Below are 18924 nucleotides of genomic sequence, written 5' to 3'. Positions count from 1 at the left end.
TTCGCGTCCGGCTTTCCGAACAAAGCGCCGGGTTGCTGTTCGGTTGTCCGAAAAGGATGACGGGAAAAAGACGGAGTAATACGGGGCAGGCACACCGCAGCCTGTCGTTTTAGAGAACGGTCAGGCGCCGCTGATGTTTAAGCAGAACACTCAATGGTCGAGAGGGCAGGGCGTAGAGCGGATTCATCAAAAGGCTGTTTTCTTCCGTTGACAAATCCCGACAAGCTTCTCATAGTTTGACCTAACGCAAACGTTTGCGAGATGTTTCACGGGGTGCTCCCTGAGTGTCGTGAAAGCTCGTATCAGCCGCCCGGGTGGGATGGCTGCCGAAGCGTTCTTCGGTGCAAGCGTTGCTCACAATAATCATAAGATCGGAGTGAACCCATGAAGCTGCCATTCGCTGGACGTCTTCTTGCTGTCGCTGTGCTTGCTGCCGCATCCGCTGCCCTGCCTCTTTCCTCTGCATTTGCTGCCGAGACCGCCGCCAAACCCAAGGTCGGCCTGGTCATGAAATCCCTCGCCAACGAATTCTTCGTCACCATGCAGGACGGCGCCAAGTCCTACCAGAAAGAACACGCCGCCGATTTCGACATGATCACCAACGGGATCAAGAACGAAACCGATACCTCTGCGCAGATTGATATCGTCAATCAGATGATCCTGTCCAAGGTTGACGCGATCGTCATTGCGCCTGCCGACTCGAAAGCCTTGGTCACCGTGCTGAAAAAGGCCTCGGACAAGGGCATCAAGATCGTCAACATCGACAACCGCCTCGATGTGGACGTACTGAAAAGCAAAAACCTGGATATCCCATTCGTAGGGCCTGACAACCGCAAAGGCGCACGCCTGGTCGGTGAAGAACTGGCCAAGCACCTCACCAAGGGTGACCAGGTAGGCATCATCGAAGGTGTGTCCACCACCACCAACGCCCAACAGCGTACCGCTGGCTTCAAGGACGCGATGGATGCCGCTGGCATGAAGATCGTTTCTACCCAGTCCGGTGAGTGGGAAATCGACAAGGGCAACGCGATCGCCGCTGCCATGCTCCAGGCAAACCCGAACATCAAGGCACTGTTGGCCGGTAACGACAACATGGCCCTGGGCGCCGTCTCCGCCGTGCGTGGCGCTGGCAAGGCCGGCAAAGTGCTCGTGGTTGGCTACGACAACATCGAGGCTATCAAGCCGATGCTGCAGGACGGCCGCGTCCTGGCCACTGCCGACCAGGCGGCTGCCCAGCAAGCCGTTTTCGGTATCCAGAATGCTCTGAAGCTGGTCAAGGGTGAAAAAGTCGATTCTGTGGATGGCATGATCGAAACCCCGGTCGAACTCATCCTCAAGAAGTAATTCCCCGGCAGCACCAAACAGCGTCCGTTCACTCGAGCGGACGCCTGGAGACGTTCCTATGTCATCTTCCGCACCGAACGCTGTCCTATCGGTCAGCGGTATCGGCAAGACCTATGCCCAACCGGTTCTGTCCGACATCACCCTGACGCTCAATCGTGGGGAAGTGTTGGCGCTTACCGGTGAGAATGGCGCGGGGAAAAGCACCCTGTCGAAAATCATCGGCGGGCTCGTCACGCCGACCGACGGCCAGATGCAGTTCAATGGCCAGGCCTACACGCCGGGCAGCCGTACCCAGGCTGAAGAGCAGGGCATCCGCATGGTCATGCAGGAGCTCAACCTGCTGCCGACCCTGACGGTCGCCGAAAACCTTTTCCTTGATAACTTGCCCAGCCACGGTGGCTGGATCAGCCGCAAGCAATTGCGCAAGGCCGCGATTGAAGCCATGGCCCAGGTTGGCCTGGACGCTATCGACCCGGACACCCTGGTCGGCAGCCTTGGCATCGGCCACCAACAGATGGTCGAGATCGCCCGCAACCTGATCGGTGATTGCCACGTATTGATCCTCGACGAACCCACGGCGATGTTGACCGCCCGTGAAGTCGAGATGCTGTTTGAACAAATCACCCGCCTGCAAGCCCGCGGCGTGGCGATTATCTATATTTCTCACCGGCTCGAAGAGCTCGCCCGTGTCGCCCAGCGCATTGCGGTACTGCGTGACGGCAAGCTGGTGTGTGTCGAGCCGATGGCCAACTACAACAGTGAGCAACTGGTCACGCTGATGGTGGGCCGCGAACTGGGCGAGAAAATCGACCTGGGCCCGCGCACCATCGGCGCGCCGCTGTTGACGGTAAAAGGCCTGACCCGCTCGGACAAGGTCCGCGACGTGTCCTTTGAAGTGCGTGCCGGCGAAATCTACGGCATCTCCGGCCTGATCGGTGCTGGCCGTACAGAGTTGCTGCGCCTGATCTTCGGTGCCGATATCGCCGACAGCGGCACGGTGGCCCTGGGCACCCCCGCCCAAGTCGTCAGCATTCGTTCGCCCGTCGATGCGGTCGGTCATGGCATCGCCCTGATCACCGAGGACCGTAAAGGCGAAGGCCTGCTGCTGACTCAATCCATCGGCGCCAATATTGCCTTGGGCAACATGCCGAAGGTCTCCAGCGCTGGCTTGGTGAATAGTCGTGACGAAACCGCCTTGGCCAAGCGCCAGGTCGACGCCATGCGCATCCGCAGTTCCAGCCCGGCGCAGTTGGTGTCGGAGCTGTCGGGCGGTAACCAGCAGAAGGTGGTGATTGGTCGCTGGCTGGAGCGCGATTGCGAAGTGATGTTGTTCGATGAGCCGACCCGGGGCATCGACGTTGGCGCCAAATTCGATATTTATGCGTTGCTCGGCGACCTGACCCGCCAGGGCAAGGCGCTGGTGGTGGTGTCCAGCGACCTGCGTGAGTTGATGCTGATCTGCGACCGCATCGGCGTGCTCTCCGCCGGGCGCCTGATCGAGACTTTCGAGCGCGACAGCTGGACCCAGGACGAATTGCTTGCGGCCGCATTTGCCGGCTATCAGAAACGTGATGCGCTGCTCAACGACGCAGCGCCTAGGAATACCCCATGAAAACCACTTCTTCCCCCGCAAAACATGGCGGCAACTTCTACGGCCTGGGCACTTACCTGGGCCTGGCCGGTGCTTTGCTGGCGATGATCGCGTTGTTCTCGTTCCTGAGCGATCACTTCCTCTCTTACGACACCTTCAGCACCCTGGCCAACCAGATTCCCGACCTGATGGTGTTGGCGGTCGGCATGACCTTCGTACTGATCATCGGCGGTATCGACCTTTCCGTAGGCTCGGTGCTGGCTCTTGCTGCATCGGCTGTCAGCGTGGCAATTCTCGGCTGGGGCTGGAGTGTGTTGCCGGCAGCCATATTGGGCATGGGCTGCGCCGCGTTGGCCGGGACCATTACTGGTTCCATCACCGTGGCCTGGCGCATCCCGTCGTTCATCGTGTCCCTCGGCGTGCTGGAAATGGCCCGCGGCGTGGCGTACCAGATGACCGGCTCGCGCACCGCATACATTGGTGATTCGTTCGCCTGGCTGTCCAACCCGGTGGCCTTCGGGATTTCGCCTTCGTTCATCATCGCGTTGCTGGTGATCATCGCCGCGCAGCTTGTGCTGACGCGTACCGTGTTCGGTCGCTACCTGATCGGCATCGGCACCAACGAAGAGGCCGTGCGCCTGGCCGGTATCAATCCAAAGCCCTACAAGATCCTGGTGTTCAGCCTGATGGGCCTGCTGGCCGGCGTGGCGGCACTGTTCCAGATTTCGCGCCTGGAAGCGGCAGATCCAAACGCCGGTTCCGGCCTGGAGCTGCAAGTGATTGCGGCCGTGGTAATCGGCGGCACCAGCCTGATGGGCGGGCGTGGCTCGGTGATCAGTACGTTCTTCGGCGTGCTGATTATCTCGGTACTCGCGGCAGGGCTGGCGCAGATTGGCGCCACTGAACCGACCAAACGTATCATTACCGGTGCCGTGATCGTGATCGCGGTGGTGCTGGATACTTACCGCAGCCAGCGCGCCAGTCGGCGAGCCTGAGCCATGGCAACGATCAAGGATGTGGCGGCGCTTGCGGGAATTTCCTACACCACGGTGTCCCATGTGGTGAACAAGACGCGCCCGGTCAGCGAGCCGGTACGGATCAAGGTCGAGGCGGCTATCAAGCAGCTCGACTACGTGCCCAGTGCGGTCGCGCGATCGCTGAAGGCCAAGACCACCGCGACCATTGGCCTGTTGGTGCCCAACAGCCTCAACCCGTATTTTGCGGAACTGGCCAGGGGCATCGAGGATTACTGCGAGCGGAATGGCTATTGCGTGATCCTCTGCAACTCCGACGATAATGCCGAGAAGCAGCGTAGCTATTTAAGGGTGCTGCTTGAAAAACGCATCGACGGTTTGATCGTGACCTCCGTGGGCGGTGATGACAGCGGCCTGGCAACGGGCCTGAAAGCGGTGCGTACGCCGATGGTCATCGTCGACCGCGCGCTCGACGGGATCGATGTGGACCTGGTGCGCATCGACCACGAACAGGGCGCTTACCTGGCGACCCGGCACCTGCTGGATTTGGGGCACCGCGACATTGCCTGCATTGGTGGCCCGAGCCATACCCGCGTGGCGCAGATGCGTATGGCGGGCTATTACCGCGCCCTGGCCGAGGCCGGGCTTGAAGTACCGGCCGGCCGCGTGCTGGAGAGTGATTTCACCAGTACCGGCGGGTATGCGGCGGCGGCGCAATTGCTGGCGGATAATCCCCCCAGCGCGATTTTTGCCGGCAACGACATGATCGGCTTCGGCGTGTTGCGCGCGGCTGCCGAGCGCAATATCCGCGTGCCCGGTGAGCTGTCGGTGATCGGGTTCGATGATATTCAAATGAGTCAGTACGTGTACCCGGCGCTGACCACGGTGGGCCAGTCGATCCTGCAACTGGGAGAGATGGCCGCCGAGCTTTTACTGCGACGAATTGCGACACCCCAATTGCCGATCGATCAACGCATCGTGACGCCGAGTATTGTTCTGCGCGAGTCAACGGCGCCGTTGGCCGGTGTGTTTGCCCAATACCGCTGAACCGAATTGATGAGTACTGATGTATGCCAGCAAAAGTAGTGGTAATAGGCAGCCTGAACATGGACCTGGTCACCCGGGCCAGCCGGCTGCCCCGCGCCGGTGAAACCCTGATCGGCCAATCGTTTTCCACCGTTCCCGGCGGCAAGGGCGCAAACCAGGCGGTCGCTTCGGCGCGTCTTGGGGCCGAAGTCGCGATGGTCGGTTGCGTGGGCACCGATGCCTATGGCGCGCAATTGCGCGACGCACTGTTGGTGGAAGGTATCGATTGCCAAGCCGTCAGCACCGTCGACGGCTCCAGCGGTGTGGCGCTGATCGTGGTGGATGACAGCAGCCAGAATGCGATTGTCATCGTCGCCGGCAGCAATGGCGAATTGACCCCCGCCAAATTACAGACCTTTGACAGCGTGCTGCAGGCTGCCGACGTGATTGTCTGCCAGCTTGAGACGCCGATGGAGACTGTTGGCCATGCCCTCAAACGCGGTCGCGAACTGGGCAAGACGGTGATTCTCAACCCTGCGCCGGCCAGTGGTCCGCTGCCTGAGGATTGGTACGCCGCCATCGATTACCTGATTCCCAACGAAAGCGAAGCCTCGGCCTTGAGTGGCGTAGTGGTGGATTCACTGGACAGCGCCAAGGTCGCCGCCACGCACCTGATCAAGGCCGGTGCCGGTAAAGTCATCATTACCCTCGGCTCCGAGGGCGCATTGTTTACCGATGGCCAAGGCTTTGAGCACTTGGTGGCGCCCAAGGTCAAGGCGGTCGATACCACCGCTGCCGGTGACACCTTCGTCGGTGGTTTTGCGGCGGCACTGGCTAACGGTAAAAGCGAGTCTGAGGCCATTCGTTTTGGCCAGGCGGCTGCTGCGCTGTCGGTCACCCGGGCCGGTGCGCAACCGTCCATTCCTACATTGCATGACGTCCAAGGTTTAGTGTCCTCATGAAAAAGACTCCCTTGCTTAATATCGCGCTGTCGCGGGTGATCGCATCCCTTGGCCACGGCGACATTCTGGTGATCGGTGATGCCGGCCTGCCGGTGCCGCCTGGCGTTGAGCTGATCGACCTGGCGCTGACCAAAGGCATCCCGGATTTCGTCAGCACCTTGCGCATTGTTCTCAGCGAAATGCAGGTGGAAAGCCATGTGCTGGCGGAAGAAATCCTGCTCAAGCAACCGCCGGCCCTGGCTGATCTCAATACCCTGACCGAACAGGCCGCCCTCGGCGAGCGCCGCCTGCTCAGCCATGAAGAGTTCAAGCAGCTCAGCCGCAAGGCGAGGGCGGTGGTGCGCACCGGTGAGTGCCAGCCTTACTGCAATATCGCGCTGGTCTCCGGCGTAACGTTCTAGAATTCCCAACGACAAGGAGTGCGTCATGCAACGTGGTACCCAAACCCTGCGACACCTTTTCCGGAGTGTGCTGCTTTTGTCCTTCCTAACTGCTGCAAGCGCCCACGCGGCGGAAAAAATCGACCTGATCATCGATACCGACCCCGGTGCGGACGATGTGGTGGCCTTGCTGTTCGCCATGGCTTCGCCCGATGAGCTGAACATCCGCGCGCTGACCACCGTTGCCGGTAACGTGCGCCTGGACAAGACCTCCCGCAATGCGCGCCTGGCTCGCGAGTGGGCAGGGCGCGAGGAAATCCCGGTATACGCCGGTGCACCAAAACCGATGCTGCGCACGCCGATCTACGCCGAAAACATCCACGGCAAGGAAGGCATCTCCGGCGTCACCGTGCATGAGCCGAAGAAAGGCCTGGCCGAAGGCAATGCCGTTGATTACCTGATCAAGACCCTGAGCACCGCCAAGCCACACAGCATCACCATCGCCATGCTCGGCCCGCAGACCAACCTGGCGCTGGCATTGACCCAGGCGCCGGAGATCACTCAAGGCATCAAGGAAGTGGTAGTGATGGGTGGCGCGCACTTCAACGGTGGCAATATCACGCCGGTGGCTGAGTTCAACCTGTTCGCGGATCCGATCGCGGCCGAGATCGTGCTCAAAAGCGGCGTCAAGCTGACTTACCTGCCATTGGACGTGACCCACAAGGTCCTGACCAGTGAAGCACGCCTGAAGCAAATCGCTGCGTTGAACAACAACGCGAGCAAGGTGGTGGGCGATATTCTCAATGAATACGTCAAAGGCGATATGGAGCACTACGGTATCCCGGGTGGCCCGGTGCATGACGCTACTGTCATTGCCTACCTGCTCAAGCCTTCGCTGTTCAGCGGCCGTGAAGTCAATGTGGTGGTGGACAGCCGTGAAGGGCCGACCTTCGGCCAAACCATCGTCGATTGGTACGACGGCCTGAAACAACCGAAGAACGCGTTCTGGGTTGAAAACGGCGATGCCCAAGGCTTCTTCGATCTGCTGACCGAGCGTCTTGGTCGCCTGAAGTAAGCGGTTTACCGGTCGGCGTTCGTCGGCCGGGTCTTATTCGCGCTCGGGGTCTGGTGCCCCCATATGATCGGCCGGGTATTTCTCGAATACCTGGCCGATAAATGCCTGCGCGGCCTGAGTTCCCAGTTCCTTGACCAGCAGGTCGATACCGATGATTGCCAACTCCTCCGGGCTGCCCGGGCTATAGGAGCTTTGCCCTTGGGGCCACTTGGCTTTGATGTCGGCGTGGATCGTAACGATGGTCATGGGTGTCTCGCGAGGCTGGAAGGCGGTTGGTGCTGTCTTGCGAGTGGAGTTAACCATTTTGCGCAGCGTTTGGCACTGCTACTTAGGCATGAGGGGAGGGCTGTGCGACACTGTCCGCCTGTTTAATTGCCAGGGCAAACCGCGTGCAGATCGATTTGAACAACCCCGAAAACCTGACGCTGGAGGCTGTGAAACAGTTGCTGGCCTGCGCCAGTGACAACGTTCACACCCAATTGCGCGTCACCAAAGCCGGCATTGCCTACATATCTTCAGGCGTGGTGGGCGGTGTTGATATCGACGGCCTGCTGTTTCGTCTCGAAACCTGGGCGGCGGGCTCCGGTTATGTCGGCAACGTCGCAGCCAGCGACGAGGTGTGGGTGATGCAGATTTTCAATGCGCTCAAGCAGAACTGGCCGACGCCGCCGTTTGATTACATCGACATCTACTGAGCGCGTTCATATCTGGTGACGATTGATTCGCTGGCGCCCAGCGCCGACTCAGGCAGACTGGCCAACGGCCAATTGTGACAATTCGGAAACCAATCGGCCAAACCGCGGTCGCACGGTCTCTGCCCATTTTTTCTTAAAGGAGGCTTCATGCCTTGGAAGCTCGCATCATTCGGTACTTTGTTGGCTGCGCTTGTCTTGACGGGTTGCAGCACCCCGGGTACCTCTGAGCCAGCCAAAGACACTGCCGTGACCGATGCTGGTCATAGCCGCTGTGAGGCGAAGGCTGCCGAGTTCGCAATCGGCCAGAAGGCTTCGCCACAACTGCTGGAACAGGCCCGTAGCCGCGCCGGTGCGCAGAACGCACGCATTCTCAAGCCAGACGACATGGTCACCCTGGAATACCGTTCCGATCGCCTGAACCTTAATACCGATGACAACCTGGTGATCAATCGCGTCAATTGCGGCTGATTGCTTCAACGCTTTTCTCCAGGCCATAAAAAACCCCGTCACATGGACGGGGTTTTTTTAGTTCGGCGCGGAATTACTCTGCGCGAACCTGTGCAGCTTGCATACCCTTTTGGCCTTTCTCAGCCACGAAGGAAACGGTTTGGCCTTCTTTCAGGCTTTTGAAACCGTCGCTTTCGATAGCTTTGAAGTGTACGAACAGGTCGTCACCGCCACCTTGAGGAGTGATGAAGCCGAAGCCTTTTTCATCGTTGAACCATTTAACGGTGCCGGTTTGGCGATTAGACATGGTGTATCTCCAAGAAACATATATTTTCAGTAGTGCTGTGCTGCTCAGGCCAACTGGGCACACCGAGCTATCATAGTCGAAATGTTCGACTTGGGAGCCCCCCCAAGGCATTGTTTGCTAATCAATCGCGTTGTGTTTCATGCCTTGGTTGGCTGAAAGCCCCGATCTACGGGGCTTTTAAGCGAAATATCAGCTAGTAAAAAAAGCCGTAAAAGCTGCGTAATTTGTGAGAAATGGCAGTTTTCAGGGCGTTTTTTGGTCCTTTAGCCGGTCTGCCGGGGTGCGAAAATTACTTTTTCTTCACGACTTTGCAGGACGAAATTGCCGCGACAGCTTTGTTCTTCAGCTCGGGGCTCGCGTTCTGATTGGTCATGAGCTCTTTGATCTCGGCACTGCTCAATTCGGCATTGATCTTGTCCGCGCCACATTCACAATGGTCTTTGGCGGTTTTGGCATCAACACTTTGCTGGGCGGCTGAACTGCAATCCTTGATGAAGCTGTCCCGTGCACCGGCGGGCCAGTTCGACGGGGCTGCGGCGTGCGCACCCAGGGACATGAGGGTCAGGGATGCGGCAAGGGCGAAAGTCGAGGTAAAACGCATAATGAAATGCTCCTGGAGTCATGGACGAACGGTGATTCTCGGTGTGTTTGAGGCCCGCCGTACAGTTCAAGTTCACTTTTGCCCCTAAAAGCAGGGAATTTGCGTTTCGTTAATCGGTGCCGGCACCATGACCGTTCATCTGTGCTAGCATCTTTCGCTTGGCTATTTTCCGGCGCGCCTTATGCCGCCCCGCCAAGCTCTTTTTTGTTTAACTCCAGTCACTCTGGTTCGATTACCGGTTGGCCGAAAGGCTCCTGCCGCTGTAAGGCAGGCGTTCATTATTGAGCGGCCTGGTGTTGGATCTTGTACTGGCTCATCCCAACCCACGTGACCTTTGGTAGGGGTCACCACTAGGAGAGGAGGCGCCATGCCAACTATTACTCTTCCCGACGGCAGTCAACGTTCATTCGATCATTCGGTTTCCGTAGCCGAGGTCGCCGCATCCATTGGTGCCGGCCTGGCCAAGGCCACCGTGGCCGGCAAGGTCGACGGCAAGCTGGTTGACGCCAGTGACCTGATCACCGGCGATGCCAGCCTGCAAATCATCACGCCCAAGGATCAAGAGGGGCTGGAGATCATTCGCCACTCTTGTGCGCACCTGATTGGCCACGCGGTCAAGCAGCTGTACCCAACCGCGAAGATGGTCATCGGCCCGGTCATCGACGAAGGCTTCTATTACGACATCGCCTACGAGCGTCCTTTCACTCCGGACGACCTGGCGGCCATCGAGCAGCGCATGCACGCGCTGATCGAAAAAGATTACGACGTCATCAAGAAAGTCACTCCGCGTGCCGAAGTGATCGACGTGTTCACCGCCCGCGGCGAAGACTACAAGCTGCGCCTGGTGGAAGACATGCCGGACGAGCAGGCCATGGGCCTGTATTACCACGAAGAATACGTCGACATGTGCCGTGGCCCGCACGTGCCGAACACGCGCTTCCTCAAGTCGTTCAAGCTGACCAAGCTGTCCGGTGCCTACTGGCGCGGCGACGCGAAGAATGAACAACTGCAGCGGATCTACGGCACTGCCTGGGCTGACAAGAAGCAGCTGGCGGCCTACATCCAGCGCATCGAAGAAGCCGAAAAACGCGACCACCGCAAGATCGGCAAGCGCCTGAACCTGTTCCACCTCCAGGAAGAAGCGCCGGGCATGGTGTTCTGGCACCCGAACGGCTGGACCCTGTACCAAGTGCTTGAGCAGTACATGCGCAAGGTTCAGCGCGACAACGGCTACCTTGAGATCAAGACGCCGCAAGTCGTTGACCGCAGCCTGTGGGAGAAATCCGGGCACTGGGCCAACTACGCCGACAACATGTTCACCACCCAGTCGGAAAACCGCGACTACGCCATCAAGCCGATGAACTGCCCGTGCCACGTACAGGTGTTCAACCAAGGCCTGAAGAGCTACCGCGAGTTGCCGATGCGCCTGGCCGAGTTCGGCGCCTGCCACCGTAACGAGCCATCGGGTGCGCTGCACGGCATTATGCGTGTACGCGGCTTCACTCAGGACGATGCCCACATCTTCTGCACTGAAGAGCAGATGCAGGCCGAATCCGCTGCGTTCATCAAGCTGACCATGGACGTTTATCGCGATTTCGGTTTCACCGAAGTCGAGATGAAGCTGTCCACTCGTCCGGAAAAACGCGTCGGTTCCGACGAACTGTGGGATCGCGCCGAAGCTGCACTGGCCGCCGCCCTTGATAGTGCGGGCCTCGCGTACGACCTGCAGCCAGGCGAGGGCGCGTTCTACGGTCCGAAGATCGAGTTCTCGCTGAAAGATTGCCTTGGTCGCGTCTGGCAGTGTGGTACCCTGCAGCTCGATTTTAACCTGCCGATCCGTCTGGGAGCCGAATACGTCTCCGAAGACAACAGCCGTAAACACCCGGTTATGCTGCACCGGGCGATCCTCGGTTCGTTCGAACGGTTCGTCGGGATCCTGATCGAGCACTACGAGGGTGCATTCCCTGCGTGGCTGGCTCCGACTCAGGCAGTGATCATGAATATCACTGATAAACAGGCAGATTTTGCCGCTGAAGTTGAAAAAACTCTCAATGAAAGCGGATTTCGTGCCAAGTCCGACTTGAGAAATGAAAAGATCGGCTTTAAAATCCGCGAGCATACTTTGCTCAAGGTTCCCTATCTTTTGGTTATCGGAGATCGGGAAGTCGAGATGCAGACTGTCGCTGTGCGTACTCGTGAAGGTGCTGACCTGGGCTCGATGCCCGTCGCCCAGTTCGCTGAGTTCCTCGCGCAAGCGGTTTCCCGGCGTGGTCGCCCAGATTCGGAGTAATTATTATTAAGCGTGAAATGAGACAAGATAAACGAGCTGCACCGAAAGCCCCGATCAACGAGAATATCTCGGCACGCGAGGTTCGGTTAATTGGCGCTGACGGCGAGCAGATTGGCATCGTCTCGATTGATGAAGCGCTTCGTATTGCTGAAGAGTCCAAATTGGACCTGGTGGAAATCTCCGCCGACGCAATCCCACCCGTTTGCCGGGTGATGGACTACGGCAAATCGATCTTCGAGAAGAAGAAGCAGGTTGCCGCAGCGAAGAAGAACCAGAAGCAGATTCAAGTAAAAGAAATCAAGTTTCGTCCAGGGACGGAGGAAGGGGATTACCAGGTAAAACTGCGCAACCTGGTACGTTTCCTGAGTGATGGGGACAGGGCCAAGGTATCCTTGCGATTCCGCGGCCGTGAGATGGCCCACCAGGAGCTGGGGATGGAACTCCTCAAGCGGGTTGAAGCTGACCTGCTCGAGTACGGTTCGGTCGAACAGCATCCTAAGATGGAAGGACGCCAGCTTATTATGGTCATCGCCCCGAAAAAGAAGAAGTAATCAATAGGGCACGGCAGGCCTTCTGATTATGTTTATCAACTGAATGCGGAGTACCGAACATGCCAAAGATGAAAACTAAAAGTGGTGCTGCTAAGCGGTTTCTGAAAACTGCTAACGGTATCAAGCACAAGCACGCTTTCAAGAGCCACATCCTGACTAAAATGTCGACCAAGCGTAAGCGTCAACTGCGCGGTAGCAGCTTGCTGCATCCGTCTGACGTCGCAAAAGTCGAGCGCATGCTGCGCCTTCGTTAATTTTAGTCAAGAATAGAGGAAGTAACTCATGGCTCGTGTAAAGCGTGGCGTCATGGCGCGTAAGCGCCACAAGAAAATTCTGAAACTTGCTAAAGGCTACTACGGCGCGCGTTCACGCGTATTCCGTGTTGCCAAGCAAGCGGTTATCAAGGCTGGCCAATACGCCTACCGTGACCGTCGTCAGAAAAAACGTCAGTTCCGCGCTCTGTGGATCGCTCGTATCAACGCTGGTGCACGTGTTAACGGTCTGTCCTACAGCCGTTTCATCGCTGGCCTGAAAAAAGCGTCCATCGAGATCGACCGTAAGGTTCTGGCTGATCTGGCAGTGAACGAAAAAGCGGCGTTTGCTGCGATTGTCGAGAAAGCTAAAGCCACCTTGGCTTAAGTACCCCCGACAGTCACCCTGGGTCGCTTCCGCGGCCCAAGGTGTTAAACGTCTTAAATAGGGGAAGAGCCTTCAAGCTCTTCCCCTATTTTGTATCTGGAGTCTGTACATGGAAAACCTGGATGCGCTGGTCTCTCAAGCACTAGAGGCTGTGCAACGCGCAGAAGATATCAATGCCCTGGAGCAAATCCGGGTTCACTACCTTGGCAAAAAGGGTGAATTGACTCAGGTGATGAAGACCCTGGGGAATTTGCCGGCTGAAGAGCGTCCGCAAGTCGGTGCGCTGATCAACGTGGCCAAGGAGCGTGTTACAGAGGTTCTCAATGCGCGCAAGGCGTCGCTCGAGGAGGCCGATCTTGCGGCCAAGCTCGCCGCCGAGTCCATTGACGTAACCCTGCCTGGCCGTGGCCAGACCTCGGGCGGCCTGCATCCGATTACCCGGACTCTGGAACGTATCGAGCAGTTCTTCACCCACATCGGCTACGGCATTGCCGAAGGCCCTGAGGTCGAAGACGACTATCACAACTTCGAGGCGCTCAACATCCCAGGCCACCACCCGGCCCGGTCGATGCATGACACCTTCTATTTCAATGCGAACATGCTGCTGCGCACCCACACCTCGCCGGTACAGGTCCGCACCATGGAATCGCAGAAGCCGCCGATCCGCATCGTCTGCCCAGGCCGTGTGTACCGCAGCGACTCCGATATTACCCACTCGCCGATGTTCCACCAGGTCGAAGGCCTGCTGGTTGATCGCGACATCAACTTCGCCGACCTCAAAGGAACCATCGAAGAGTTCCTGCGGGTGTTCTTCGAGAAGGAGCTGGCGGTGCGTTTCCGTCCCTCGTTCTTCCCGTTCACCGAGCCATCCGCTGAAGTCGATATGGAATGCGTGATGTGCAGCGGTAAAGGCTGCCGCGTCTGCAAACAGACCGGCTGGCTGGAAGTGATGGGTTGCGGCATGGTTCACCCCAACGTGCTGCGCATGTCCGGGATCGACCCGGAAGAATTCTCGGGCTTTGCCTTCGGCATGGGCGTTGAGCGTCTGGCCATGCTGCGTTACGGCGTGAACGACTTGCGTCTGTTCTTCGACAACGACTTGCGGTTCCTCGCGCAATTTCGCTAGTCGTAACGGATCTTTAGGAGAGCAGGATGAAATTCAGTGAACAATGGCTGCGTGGCTGGGTAAGCCCGCAGGTAAGTCGCGACGAGCTGGTTGCTCGTCTGTCGATGGCCGGCCTTGAGGTCGATAGTGTGACGCCGGCTGCCGGTGTTTTCAGTGGCGTGGTAGTGGGCGAGGTGCTGAGCACCGAGCAACACCCGGACGCCGACAAATTGCGTGTGTGCCAGGTCAGCAATGGCGCGGACACCTTCCAGGTCGTGTGCGGAGCGCCAAACGTGCGTCCGGGCCTGAAAATCCCGTTCGCGATGATCGGGGCCGAACTGCCAGGCGACTTCAAGATCAAGAAGGCCAAGCTGCGTGGCGTTGAGTCCAACGGCATGCTGTGCTCCCAGGCGGAGCTGCAGGTCGGCGAAGGCAATGATGGCCTGATGGAACTGCCGGCCGACGCGCCGGTGGGCCAGGACATCCGTGTTTACCTGGAACTGGAAGACGCCAGCATCGAGGTCGACCTGACCCCGAACCGCGGCGACTGCCTGTCCCTGGCGGGCCTGGCGCGTGAAGTCGGTGCGCTGTACGCCGCCACCGTCACCCGTCCGGTGGTTGCCGCCGTGCCTGCGGTGCACGACGAAGTGCGTTCGGTCGAAGTGCTGGCCCCTAACGCCTGCCCACGTTACCTGGGTCGTGTGATCCGTAACGTCGACCTGTCCAAGCCAACCCCGCTGTGGATGGTTGAGCGCCTGCGTCGTTCAGAAGTACGCAGCATCGACGCTGCCGTCGACATCACCAACTACGTGATGCTGGAACTGGGCCAACCGCTGCACGCCTTCGATCTCGCCGAAATCAATGGCGGCATCCGCGTACGCATGGCCGAAGAGGGCGAGAAGCTGGTGCTGCTCGACGGCCAGGAAGTCAGCCTGCGTGCCGACACCCTGGTGATCGCTGACCATTCCCGTGCCCTGGCGATTGCCGGCGTGATGGGTGGCGAGCACAGCGGTGTGTCCGCAACCACTCGCGACATCTTTCTCGAAAGCGCCTTCTTCGATCAGATCGCCATCGCTGGCAAGGCCCGTTCCTACGGCCTGCACACCGACGCCTCGCACCGCTACGAGCGTGGCGTGGACTGGCAACTGGCCCGTGAAGCCATGGAGCGCGCCACTGGCCTGCTGCTGGAAATCACTGGCGGCGAAGCCGGCCCGATCATCGAAACCGTCAGCGAGCAGCACCTGCCGTCGGTTGCACCGATCGTCCTGCGCGCCAAGGCCGTTGAGCAAATGCTCGGCCTGGTGATCGACCCGGTTGAAATCGAGCGCCTGCTGTCGGCCCTCGGCCTCGGCATCTCTGCTGGTGAAGCAGGGCAGTGGCACGTAGAAGTGCCAAGCCATCGCTTCGATATCAGTCTGGAAGTCGACCTGATCGAAGAGCTGGCCCGCCTGTACGGCTACAACCGCCTGCCGGTTCGTTACCCGCAAGCGCGTCTGGCCCCGCAGCCGAAAGCTGAAGCCCGTGCACATCTTCCAGAACTGCGTCGCCTGCTGGTTGCCCGTGGTTATCAGGAAGCGGTGACCTACAGCTTCATCGATCCGAAGCAGTTCGAACTGTTCAACCCGGGTGTCGAGCCGCTGTTGCTGGCTAACCCGATCTCCAACGACATGGCCGCCATGCGCTCGTCGCTGTGGCCGGGTTTGGTGAAAGCGCTTTCCCACAACCTGAACCGTCAGCAAGACCGCGTGCGCATGTTCGAAAGCGGCCTGCGTTTTGTCGGTCAACTGGATGGTCTGAAGCAAGAGCCGATGCTGGCTGGCGTCGTCTGCGGCAGTCGCCTGCCGGAAGGCTGGGCACAAGGTCGCGACACCGTCGACTTCTTCGACGTCAAGGCGGATGTGGAAGCCGTGTTGGGCTTTGCCGGTGCGCTGGATGTGTTCAAGTTCACCCCCGGCAAACACCCTGCGTTGCATCCCGGCCAGACCGCACGTATCGAACGTGAAGGTCGCCTGGTGGGCTTCGTTGGCGCGATTCACCCTGAACTGTCGAAAACCCTGGGGCTGGACCGTCCAGTCTTCGTTTTTGAGCTAGTCTTGGCTGAAGTGGCCTCGGGCAAAATGCCTAAATTCAGCGAGTTGTCGCGTTTCCCTGAAGTACGACGTGATCTGGCGCTGATTGCCGATCAAGGCGTTGCGGCCAGTGCTGTTCTGGACGTAATCCGTGAAAATGCAGGGGAATGGCTGACAGACCTCAGGCTATTTGACGTTTATCAGGGTAAAGGCATTGATCCGCATAGAAAAAGCCTTGCAGTTGGCTTGACCTGGCAGCATCCATCGCGCACTCTTAATGACGATGAGGTGAATACGACGACACAAAATATCCTCACCTCGCTCGAACAAAGGTTAAACGCCACGTTAAGGAAGTGACGTATGGGGGCTTTGACGAAAGCTGAGATGGCGGAACGTCTGTATGAAGAGCTGGGCCTGAACAAGCGCGAGGCCAAGGAATTGGTCGAGCTGTTTTTTGAAGAAATCAGGCACGCTCTTGAAGACAACGAACAGGTCAAATTGTCCGGCTTCGGCAATTTTGACCTGCGGGACAAACGCCAGCGGCCTGGCCGCAATCCAAAAACGGGAGAAGAAATCCCGATCACGGCTCGCCGTGTGGTCACCTTTCGTCCAGGGCAGAAGTTGAAGGCCCGAGTTGAGGCTTATGCTGGAACCAAGTCATAACGACGAACTGCCCGTCATCCCAGGCAAACGCTACTTCACCATCGGTGAAGTCAGCGAGCTCTGTGCGGTAAAACCGCACGTGCTGCGCTATTGGGAGCAGGAGTTTCCTCAACTCAACCCCGTCAAACGCACCGGGAACCGTCGGTATTATCAGCGCCAGGATGTGCTGATGATCCGGCAGATCCGCGCGTTGCTGTATGACCAGGGGTTCACCATCAGCGGCGCGCGCCAGCGTATGTCCGGTGATGAAGCCAAAGACGACACCACCCAATACAAGCAAATGATCCGCCAGATGATCTCCGAACTCGAAGATGTGCTGGTGGTTTTGAAGAAGTAATTCCGGCTTTTAAAATACTTCCACATTTCAAAAGCTTGCGGTATATTCCTGATCGCTTCGTTGCGAAGCGAACCCAGTAAAACGCCTAGTCGGGGCGTAGCGCAGTCCGGTAGCGCACTAGCATGGGGTGCTAGGGGTCGAGTGTTCGAATCACTCCGTCCCGACCATATTTTCTGAGTAAAATCAGTCAGTTAAGCCGATCAGATAGATCGGCTTTTTTGTGCCTGCGCAAAACCCGCGCAAAACTGGCGCAAAACTACCCGGTGATTTCACTGATATTCAGGTCCGGAACTGCTTCGGACCAGATGATTTCGTCATGGTCCCGTTGATAGTTTTTGGTCATGCCCTCGCTCGCATGGCCTGCAATCTTTTGCCCGTCCTTTCCGGCTTTCTTGTACAGGTGCAGCGATAGTGCTCGCACTTCGTGAAAGCCCGGCATCTCCTCTTCCTTCCATCCCGCGTAGCAGTTCGTCACCTCCCTGGCCTCCTTGAATGCTCGCGTCAAATACCGCTCCTCAACCTTCGTCCAGTGGTCCTTTGTCTGTGCCTGCTTCTGTTTCAGCCGATCCGGTTTTCGGTGTACCAGGTACGGCGAGACAACATCGTCTCTGCACCGGCTGATGACTGCTTGAAGCTCCGGCGTCACTCGAAAGCGGATCCACGCGGCGTCGCTGGCCTTGGCGGTCTTCTTCTGCACCACGTAGAGAAACCCATCGCGCACCCCGTCGAAACGCATGTCCAGGATGTCGGTGCGCCTCTGGGCTGTGATCAGTGCCAGGTCGATTGCGTTCTGGAGCCAAGCCGGTGCTTTTTCGCGGATAGCCTTCAGCCCATCTACGGTGTGGCGCTTGCGCAGTTTCTTTTCGATCCGGTTGATCGTGCTCGCTGCTGGGTTATCCGGGCACAGGCCTTTTGCTGCAGCGTGGTTGAAAATGTCCGTCAGGAGTGCTCGGCACTGGTTCGCTGTTCGGGGCGTGAGTGCGTCCAACATTTCCGCAACCATGCGAATTGATATCTGGTCGACCGCCTTTCCCTCGAACTGCCGGCGGAAGCGCCTGAAGTGCACCGCGTACAGGTTGAGCGTGCCCTTGGCCAGCTCGCGCGGAGGCAGGACGTCGCGCTCGTAGGTGTCGAGGAAGGTGGCGAACGACTCAGACGATGCGGACATTACGGCGCCGACCAAGTCAGCGCCGCGCATGAACTCCAGATTCAACTGCTTGGCGGCGTCGATTGCCTTGATGCGATCGGCGCCGAACTGGAACCACTTGCCGTCTGTAGGCCGGCGATACCGGTAGGTGCCGCGCCGCGCATCGTAGTACAGGTTCTGCGGAAGGCTCTTGTTCGCAGCGTTGCGCGGCCGTGGGGACATCATGCAGCTCCTTTCAATACCATTGCGACAAGGTCGTTGCCGTTGGATGCGTTGAACGCAGCCCAATCAACGTACCAGAGTTTTCCGATTTGCTCGCCCGGCACCATGCCGTTGCGGATGTGGTTCCGAATTGCCTGGGGGCAGGGCGGCGTTCCGTTTTCGCCCCAGCGCCGCCGCTGAAATTCGCTGATTTTGATGAGTTCTTTTCGCATAGCTACCTCCCGCCGGCCGCAGTGGGCCGCGCTGTCTTGATGATGTGAATGACCAGGCTGAAGGTGATCAGCATCCAGCCGCAGGTTCCGGCGAAGGCGTAGAGGATGTCGGCTGTTTCGCCGTCGGCCAGAAGGCGTAGGGCGATCCAGAAGAACCAGCAGCCGCTGCCGACCAGGTACAGCAAAGCGCCCAGCAGGATCAGGGTGAGTTTGATTGCGAACATGTGGTGTCCTTGCCGCGCTGGGCGGCATATAGGGGTATGGAGTAATGGCGTTTTGCCGGGATT

Annotated in this window: 23 protein-coding genes and 1 tRNA gene; 18 read left to right on the top strand and 6 right to left on the bottom strand. The window is 58.5% G+C overall.

The window, feature by feature from the left end; translation table 11 throughout:
- Positions 1–384 precede the first annotated feature (384 nt).
- The 7 genes from HBJ59_RS25420 to HBJ59_RS25390 are packed head-to-tail and all read left to right on the top strand — an operon-like array spanning position 385 to position 7352.
- The gene (locus tag HBJ59_RS25420) at positions 385–1344 is read left to right on the top strand and encodes a sugar ABC transporter substrate-binding protein (protein WP_076014614.1); all 960 of its coding nucleotides are present in this window, start codon (positions 385–387) and stop codon (positions 1342–1344) included.
- A 58-nt stretch (positions 1345–1402) separates the two neighbouring features.
- Entirely contained in the window at positions 1403–2956 is a 1554-nt protein-coding gene (locus HBJ59_RS25415) for a sugar ABC transporter ATP-binding protein (protein WP_076014613.1), read from the top strand.
- Positions 2953–3930 (top strand): ABC transporter permease, encoded by a 978-nt coding sequence (locus HBJ59_RS25410; RefSeq protein ID WP_017478838.1) that lies wholly within the window; start codon positions 2953–2955, stop codon positions 3928–3930. The genes HBJ59_RS25415 and HBJ59_RS25410 overlap by 4 nt, the downstream gene beginning before the upstream one ends.
- A gap of 3 nt (positions 3931–3933) precedes the next feature.
- Entirely contained in the window at positions 3934–4956 is a 1023-nt protein-coding gene (locus tag HBJ59_RS25405) for a LacI family DNA-binding transcriptional regulator (RefSeq protein WP_003219958.1), read from the top strand.
- Between the two features lie 23 nt (positions 4957–4979).
- Positions 4980–5897, top strand: coding sequence for a ribokinase (gene rbsK / locus HBJ59_RS25400; protein WP_076014610.1), 918 nt, complete (start codon positions 4980–4982; stop codon positions 5895–5897).
- Positions 5894–6298: a D-ribose pyranase gene (gene rbsD, locus HBJ59_RS25395; protein ID WP_017478841.1), complete on the top strand. Its 405-nt coding sequence runs from the start codon at positions 5894–5896 to the stop codon at positions 6296–6298. The genes rbsK and rbsD overlap by 4 nt, the downstream gene beginning before the upstream one ends.
- Positions 6299–6323: 25 nt before the next feature.
- Positions 6324–7352, top strand: coding sequence for a nucleoside hydrolase (locus HBJ59_RS25390; RefSeq protein ID WP_076014609.1), 1029 nt, complete (start codon positions 6324–6326; stop codon positions 7350–7352).
- Positions 7353–7385: 33 nt separating this feature from the next.
- Here the strand turns inward: HBJ59_RS25390 and HBJ59_RS25385 are convergent, their stop codons facing one another.
- Complete coding sequence (locus tag HBJ59_RS25385; RefSeq protein ID WP_076014608.1) at positions 7386–7598, bottom strand: hypothetical protein; 213 nt, start codon at positions 7596–7598, stop codon at positions 7386–7388.
- 143 nt (positions 7599–7741) lie between these two features.
- Here HBJ59_RS25385 and HBJ59_RS25380 point away from each other — a divergent pair, with 143 nt between their 5' ends.
- Together HBJ59_RS25380 and HBJ59_RS25375 are read left to right on the top strand one after the other, a co-directional pair.
- Positions 7742–8047 carry a hypothetical protein gene (locus tag HBJ59_RS25380; RefSeq protein WP_076014607.1) on the top strand — a complete coding sequence of 102 codons (306 nt, stop codon included), beginning with the start codon at positions 7742–7744 and terminating at the stop codon, positions 8045–8047.
- A 147-nt stretch (positions 8048–8194) separates the two neighbouring features.
- The gene (locus HBJ59_RS25375; protein WP_017478844.1) at positions 8195–8515 is read left to right on the top strand and encodes an I78 family peptidase inhibitor; all 321 of its coding nucleotides are present in this window, start codon (positions 8195–8197) and stop codon (positions 8513–8515) included.
- Between the two features lie 73 nt (positions 8516–8588).
- On the opposite strand, the gene HBJ59_RS25370 is transcribed toward HBJ59_RS25375, so the two are convergent.
- A complete protein-coding gene (locus HBJ59_RS25370) occupies positions 8589–8801 on the bottom strand; it encodes a cold-shock protein (RefSeq protein ID WP_007905882.1) in 213 nt (70 codons plus the stop codon).
- A 289-nt stretch (positions 8802–9090) separates the two neighbouring features.
- The gene (locus HBJ59_RS25365; protein WP_083676663.1) at positions 9091–9405 is read right to left on the bottom strand and encodes a hypothetical protein; all 315 of its coding nucleotides are present in this window, start codon (positions 9403–9405) and stop codon (positions 9091–9093) included.
- Between the two features lie 364 nt (positions 9406–9769).
- Here HBJ59_RS25365 and thrS point away from each other — a divergent pair, with 364 nt between their 5' ends.
- The 9 genes from thrS to HBJ59_RS25320 all read left to right on the top strand — a co-directional run bounded on the left by thrS (position 9770) and on the right by HBJ59_RS25320 (position 17223).
- On the top strand, positions 9770–11692 hold the full coding sequence (gene thrS, locus HBJ59_RS25360) for a threonine--tRNA ligase (protein WP_003219944.1): 1923 nt from the start codon (positions 9770–9772) through the stop codon (positions 11690–11692).
- On the top strand, positions 11692–12243 hold the full coding sequence (gene infC, locus HBJ59_RS25355) for a translation initiation factor IF-3 (protein WP_015884933.1): 552 nt from the start codon (positions 11692–11694) through the stop codon (positions 12241–12243). Before thrS ends, infC begins: the two co-directional genes overlap by 1 nt.
- A gap of 59 nt (positions 12244–12302) precedes the next feature.
- Positions 12303–12497, top strand: a complete 195-nt coding sequence (gene rpmI, locus HBJ59_RS25350; protein WP_002553160.1) for a 50S ribosomal protein L35 — start codon at positions 12303–12305, stop codon at positions 12495–12497.
- Positions 12498–12525: 28 nt separating this feature from the next.
- Positions 12526–12882, top strand: a complete 357-nt coding sequence (gene rplT / locus HBJ59_RS25345; RefSeq protein WP_003219940.1) for a 50S ribosomal protein L20 — start codon at positions 12526–12528, stop codon at positions 12880–12882.
- A 109-nt stretch (positions 12883–12991) separates the two neighbouring features.
- On the top strand, positions 12992–14008 hold the full coding sequence (gene pheS, locus HBJ59_RS25340) for a phenylalanine--tRNA ligase subunit alpha (RefSeq protein WP_063031643.1): 1017 nt from the start codon (positions 12992–12994) through the stop codon (positions 14006–14008).
- A gap of 26 nt (positions 14009–14034) precedes the next feature.
- A complete protein-coding gene (gene pheT, locus HBJ59_RS25335; RefSeq protein WP_167665153.1) occupies positions 14035–16413 on the top strand; it encodes a phenylalanine--tRNA ligase subunit beta in 2379 nt (792 codons plus the stop codon).
- A 3-nt stretch (positions 16414–16416) separates the two neighbouring features.
- Entirely contained in the window at positions 16417–16719 is a 303-nt protein-coding gene (ihfA, locus tag HBJ59_RS25330; protein ID WP_002553164.1) for an integration host factor subunit alpha, read from the top strand.
- Positions 16700–17056, top strand: coding sequence for a MerR family transcriptional regulator (locus HBJ59_RS25325; protein WP_003219935.1), 357 nt, complete (start codon positions 16700–16702; stop codon positions 17054–17056). Before ihfA ends, HBJ59_RS25325 begins: the two co-directional genes overlap by 20 nt.
- 90 nt (positions 17057–17146) lie before the next feature.
- A tRNA-Pro gene (locus tag HBJ59_RS25320) sits at positions 17147–17223 on the top strand.
- A gap of 89 nt (positions 17224–17312) precedes the next feature.
- Here the strand turns inward: HBJ59_RS25320 and HBJ59_RS25315 are convergent.
- Genes HBJ59_RS25315 through HBJ59_RS25305 form a run of 3 tightly spaced genes read right to left on the bottom strand, consistent with a single transcriptional unit; the run spans position 17313 to position 18861 of the window.
- Positions 17313–18425 carry a phage integrase Arm DNA-binding domain-containing protein gene (locus tag HBJ59_RS25315; RefSeq protein WP_167665152.1) on the bottom strand — a complete coding sequence of 371 codons (1113 nt, stop codon included), beginning with the start codon at positions 18423–18425 and terminating at the stop codon, positions 17313–17315.
- Positions 18425–18637, bottom strand: a complete 213-nt coding sequence (locus HBJ59_RS25310) for a hypothetical protein (RefSeq protein WP_046068904.1) — start codon at positions 18635–18637, stop codon at positions 18425–18427. The genes HBJ59_RS25315 and HBJ59_RS25310 overlap by 1 nt, the downstream gene beginning before the upstream one ends.
- A 2-nt stretch (positions 18638–18639) precedes the next feature.
- Positions 18640–18861, bottom strand: coding sequence for a hypothetical protein (locus HBJ59_RS25305; protein WP_167665151.1), 222 nt, complete (start codon positions 18859–18861; stop codon positions 18640–18642).
- Positions 18862–18924: the final 63 nt, after the last annotated feature.

The sequence above is a fragment of the Pseudomonas sp. AN3A02 genome (assembly GCF_011765255.1).
GTDB lineage: Bacteria > Pseudomonadota > Gammaproteobacteria > Pseudomonadales > Pseudomonadaceae > Aquipseudomonas.
Note: the sequence above shows the minus strand (reverse complement) of the source record. Positions and strands in the feature narration are given on the sequence as shown.

Excerpts from the sequence above, each read along its gene's own strand:
- thrS (WP_003219944.1), top strand. The coding sequence starts at position 9,770 with ATGCCAACTATTACTCTTCCCGACGGCAGTCAACGTTCATTCGATCAT.
- rplT (WP_003219940.1), top strand. The coding sequence starts at position 12,526 with ATGGCTCGTGTAAAGCGTGGCGTCATGGCGCGTAAGCGCCACAAGAAA.
- rbsK (WP_076014610.1), top strand. The coding sequence starts at position 4,980 with ATGCCAGCAAAAGTAGTGGTAATAGGCAGCCTGAACATGGACCTGGTC.
- pheT (WP_167665153.1), top strand. The coding sequence starts at position 14,035 with ATGAAATTCAGTGAACAATGGCTGCGTGGCTGGGTAAGCCCGCAGGTA.
- HBJ59_RS25305 (WP_167665151.1), bottom strand. The coding sequence starts at position 18,861 with ATGTTCGCAATCAAACTCACCCTGATCCTGCTGGGCGCTTTGCTGTAC.
- ihfA (WP_002553164.1), top strand. The coding sequence starts at position 16,417 with ATGGGGGCTTTGACGAAAGCTGAGATGGCGGAACGTCTGTATGAAGAG.
- HBJ59_RS25385 (WP_076014608.1), bottom strand. The coding sequence starts at position 7,598 with ATGACCATCGTTACGATCCACGCCGACATCAAAGCCAAGTGGCCCCAA.
- HBJ59_RS25310 (WP_046068904.1), bottom strand. The coding sequence starts at position 18,637 with ATGCGAAAAGAACTCATCAAAATCAGCGAATTTCAGCGGCGGCGCTGG.
- HBJ59_RS25370 (WP_007905882.1), bottom strand. The coding sequence starts at position 8,801 with ATGTCTAATCGCCAAACCGGCACCGTTAAATGGTTCAACGATGAAAAA.
- HBJ59_RS25410 (WP_017478838.1), top strand. The coding sequence starts at position 2,953 with ATGAAAACCACTTCTTCCCCCGCAAAACATGGCGGCAACTTCTACGGC.
- rpmI (WP_002553160.1), top strand. The coding sequence starts at position 12,303 with ATGCCAAAGATGAAAACTAAAAGTGGTGCTGCTAAGCGGTTTCTGAAA.
- HBJ59_RS25420 (WP_076014614.1), top strand. The coding sequence starts at position 385 with ATGAAGCTGCCATTCGCTGGACGTCTTCTTGCTGTCGCTGTGCTTGCT.
- HBJ59_RS25405 (WP_003219958.1), top strand. The coding sequence starts at position 3,934 with ATGGCAACGATCAAGGATGTGGCGGCGCTTGCGGGAATTTCCTACACC.
- HBJ59_RS25390 (WP_076014609.1), top strand. The coding sequence starts at position 6,324 with ATGCAACGTGGTACCCAAACCCTGCGACACCTTTTCCGGAGTGTGCTG.
- HBJ59_RS25325 (WP_003219935.1), top strand. The coding sequence starts at position 16,700 with ATGCTGGAACCAAGTCATAACGACGAACTGCCCGTCATCCCAGGCAAA.
- HBJ59_RS25315 (WP_167665152.1), bottom strand. The coding sequence starts at position 18,425 with ATGTCCCCACGGCCGCGCAACGCTGCGAACAAGAGCCTTCCGCAGAAC.
- pheS (WP_063031643.1), top strand. The coding sequence starts at position 12,992 with ATGGAAAACCTGGATGCGCTGGTCTCTCAAGCACTAGAGGCTGTGCAA.
- HBJ59_RS25375 (WP_017478844.1), top strand. The coding sequence starts at position 8,195 with ATGCCTTGGAAGCTCGCATCATTCGGTACTTTGTTGGCTGCGCTTGTC.
- HBJ59_RS25415 (WP_076014613.1), top strand. The coding sequence starts at position 1,403 with ATGTCATCTTCCGCACCGAACGCTGTCCTATCGGTCAGCGGTATCGGC.
- rbsD (WP_017478841.1), top strand. The coding sequence starts at position 5,894 with ATGAAAAAGACTCCCTTGCTTAATATCGCGCTGTCGCGGGTGATCGCA.